This window comes from Micromonospora sp. KC207 (assembly GCF_004348615.1).
In the GTDB taxonomy this organism is placed as follows: domain Bacteria; phylum Actinomycetota; class Actinomycetes; order Mycobacteriales; family Micromonosporaceae; genus Micromonospora.
In genome coordinates this window covers 1-3,563 of record NZ_SMKJ01000450.1, presented here as the reverse complement: position 1 = coordinate 3,563, position 3,563 = coordinate 1, and the positions used below count along the sequence as shown (strand labels likewise).

At 74.1% G+C, this 3,563-nt stretch carries 1 protein-coding gene; it reads left to right on the top strand.

Translation table 11 applies throughout. The features are described 5' to 3' along the window. Positions 1-3,563: SDR family NAD(P)-dependent oxidoreductase (locus tag E1258_RS31065; protein ID WP_132407364.1), on the top strand; the 3,563-nt coding region annotated here is incomplete at both ends.

The window sequence follows — 3,563 nt, the reverse complement described above, 5'->3', positions numbered from 1 at the left end:
TGCTTGCCGCGGCGTTGCGGGCCAAGCAGCCCGAGCCGCACGCTTTCGCCGCGTTCCTCGCCCAGGCCCACAACGCCGGAGTGCCGGTGGACTGGGCGGCCGTGCTGGCCGGCGGGAAGCGCATCGATCTGCCTACCTACGCCTTCCAGCACCAGCGCTACTGGCTGATGCCCGACACCAGCACCCTCGACCGGGTCGACCATCCCCTGCTGACCGGCGCCGTGCGCGTCGGCGACCGCGACGAATGGGTGTTCACCGGACGGCTCTCGACCGAGAGCGCCCCCTGGGTCGCCGACCACGGCGTGCTCGGCATGGTGGTGGTGCCCGGCACCGCGCTGGTCGAGCTGGCCGCCGCGGCCGGCACGCACGTGGGCGTCCCGGTCGTCGACGAACTCGTCCTGGAGGCGCCGCTGGTCATGCCCGCCACGCCGGTGCAGCTCCAGGTCACCATCGGCGAGCCGGACGATGCCGGCCGCCGCGAGGTCGCCCTCTACTCCCGGCCGGACACCGCCGACGCGGAGACCACCTGCCACGCCCGCGGGCTGCTGGCCGCGGACGACGAACCGGCCGAGCCGTGGCAGCCCGGCGTGTGGCCGCCGGCCGACACCGAGCCGCTCGACGTGGCAGCCATCCACGCCCGGCTCGCCGAGGTCGGCTTCGACTACGGACCGGCGTTCCAGGGCCTGCGCGCCGGATGGCGGACCGACGACGAGGTGTACGCCGAGATCGTCCTGCCCGAGGAACACGCCGAGGCCGCCCGCGGGTACGGGCTGCACCCGGCGCTGTTCGACGCGGCGCTGCACGGCGGCCTCGGCTGGCTGGACAAGGACTCCGGCGCCGAACTGCCGTTCTCCTGGGCCGGCGTGCGGCTGGCCCGCAGCGGCGCCGCCCGGGTGCGGGTCCGCATTGCCGCTGCGGGCGAGTCGGCGCTGCGGGTCGACCTGGCCGGCGAGGACGGCGTACCGGTCGGCAGTGTCGCCAAGCTCGCCTTCCGCCCGGTCGAACAGGCCCAGCTCGACAGCGCCCAGCCGGCGGGCAGTTCCTCGCTGTTCCGGGTGACCTGGACCGAGATCCCGGCGGCCGTGCGGCCGGGCTCCGCACCGGTCGTCACCGTCCTCGACGGGGATGACGCCGGGACGCTCGACCGGGCCACCGCGGACCTTGTGGTGGTGCGGATCGGCGCGGGCGAGGCCGGCGGCACGGCGGAGATGGCCCACGCGGTCGCCCGCCGCACCCTCGCCCTGCTGCGGTCCTGGCTCGGCGCGGACAGCCCGGCTGGGGCCCGGCTGGTCGTCGTCACCCGCGGCGCGGTCGCGGCCGGTGACGAGGCGCCGGATCTGGCGCAGGCGCCGGTGTGGGGTTTGGTGCGTAGTGCTCAGTCGGAGCATCCGGGCCGGTTCCTGCTGGTGGACCTGGACGACGGGGCTGAGCCGGACTGGGGTGCGCTGGCTGGGCTGGATGAGCCGCAGCTCGCGGTGCGCGGCGGACGTCTGCTCGCGCCGCGTCTCGCCCGGGCCCGTACGGCCACCGGCGTCGAGCCCCGGCCGCTCGACGCGGACGGGATCGTGTTGGTCACCGGGGGTACGGGTGGTCTCGGCGCGGTGGTGGCGCGGCACCTGGTGGCCACTCACGGCGTGCGGCATCTGGTGTTGGTGAGTCGGCGTGGCCCGGCGGCCGAGGGTGTGGCGGAGCTGGTCGCGGAGCTGGCGGGTCTGGGCGCGCAGGCGGACGTGGTGGCCTGTGACGTGGCGGACCGGGCGCAGCTTGCCGGTGTGCTCGATGGCCTGGACCGGCCGCTGACCGCGGTGGTGCACGCCGCCGGCGTCCTGGACGACGGCGTGCTCGACGCCATGACGCCGGAGCAGCTCGCCGGGGTTCTCCGGCCGAAGGTGGACGCCGCCGCGAACCTGCACGAGCTGACCGCCGGGCACGACCTGGCCGCGTTCGTGCTGTTCTCCTCGGTCGCTGCGCTGATCGGCAGCCCGGGGCAGGGCAACTACGCCGCGGCGAACGCGTTCCTGGACGCGCTCGCCGCCTGCCGCCGCGCCGCTGGGCTGCCTGCCACGTCGCTGGCCTGGGGCCTGTGGGCGGAGGCGGCCGGCATGGGCGGCACCCTGGACGACGCGGAACGGGCCCGGCTGGAACGGATGGGTACCGGCGCGCTGAGCACCGAGCTCGGCGTGCGGCTGTTCGACACCTCGCTACGGCTGGGCGAGGCCCTGCTGGTGCCGGCCCGCCTGCACCTGGGCAACCTGCGCGAGCAGGCCCGGTCCGGAATGCTGCCGGCGCTGCTGCGCGGGCTGGTCAAGGTGCCCGCGCAGCGCACCTCCTCGGACGGCTCGCTGGGGCAGCGCCTCGCGAGCGTCCCGGAGGCCGACCGGCCCGGGGTGGTCCTCGACCTGGTCCGGGCGCAGGTGGCCGCAGTCCTCGGGCACGCCACGCCGGATGCCGTCGAACCGGACCGGGCCTTCAAGGAGCTCGGCGTCGACTCGCTCGGCGCGGTCGAGCTGCGCAACCGGCTGACCCAGGCCAGCGGCGTACGGCTGCCGTCCACGCTCGTCTTCGACCACCCCAGCCCGGCGGCGATCGCCCAGCTCCTGCTCGCCGAGGCGGGCGCCGCCGAGCCGCCCGCCGCGCCAGCCCGGCCGCGCCGCCGGCCGGTGGCAGACGAGCCGCTCGCCATCGTCGGCATGAGCTGCCGCTACCCGGGTGCCAACACGCCAGACGAGCTGTGGCGGATGCTCGCCGACGGCCGGGACGCGATCACCGGTTTCCCCGCCGACCGCGGCTGGGACCTGGACCGGCTCTACGACCCGGACCCGGACAGCCTCGGCACCGTGTCGACCCGTGGCGGCGGTTTCGTCAGCGGCGTGGGGGACTTCGACGCCGGGTTCTTTGGGATCGGCCCGCGTGAGGCGGTGGCGATGGACCCGCAGCAGCGGCTGTTGTTGGAGGCGTCGTGGGAGGCGTTGGAGGACGCGGGTATCGATCCGACGTCGCTGCGTGGCTCGGATACCGGTGTGTTCTGTGGTGTGGTGACCTCCGACTATGGCCCGGCGCGTCCGCCGGAGCTCGAGGGTTTCCGGTTGACCGGCTCGACCAGCAGTGTGGTGTCCGGCCGGGTTGCCTATACGTTCGGTCTGGAGGGCCCGGCGGTCTCCGTCGACACGGCGTGTTCGTCGTCGTTGGTGGCGTTGCATTTGGCTGGGCAGGCGTTGCGGTCGGGGGAGTGTTCGCTGGCGTTGGTCGCCGGGGTGACGGTGTTGGCTGGGCCGCTGCTGTTGCAGGAGTTCAGTCGGCAGCGGGGGTTGGCGGCGGATGGGCGGTGTAAGCCGTATGCGGCGGCGGCTGATGGTACGGGTTTCTCTGATGGCTTGGGCGTGATTTTGCTGGAGCGGTTGTCTGACGCGCAGCGCAATGGTCATCGGGTTCTTGGTGTGGTGCGTGGTAGTGCGGTGAATCAGGATGGTGCGTCGAATGGGTTGACTGCGCCGAATGGTCCGGCGCAGGAGCGGGTGATTCGGCAGGCGCTTGCTGTTGCGGGGTTGTCGGCTGCTGAGGTG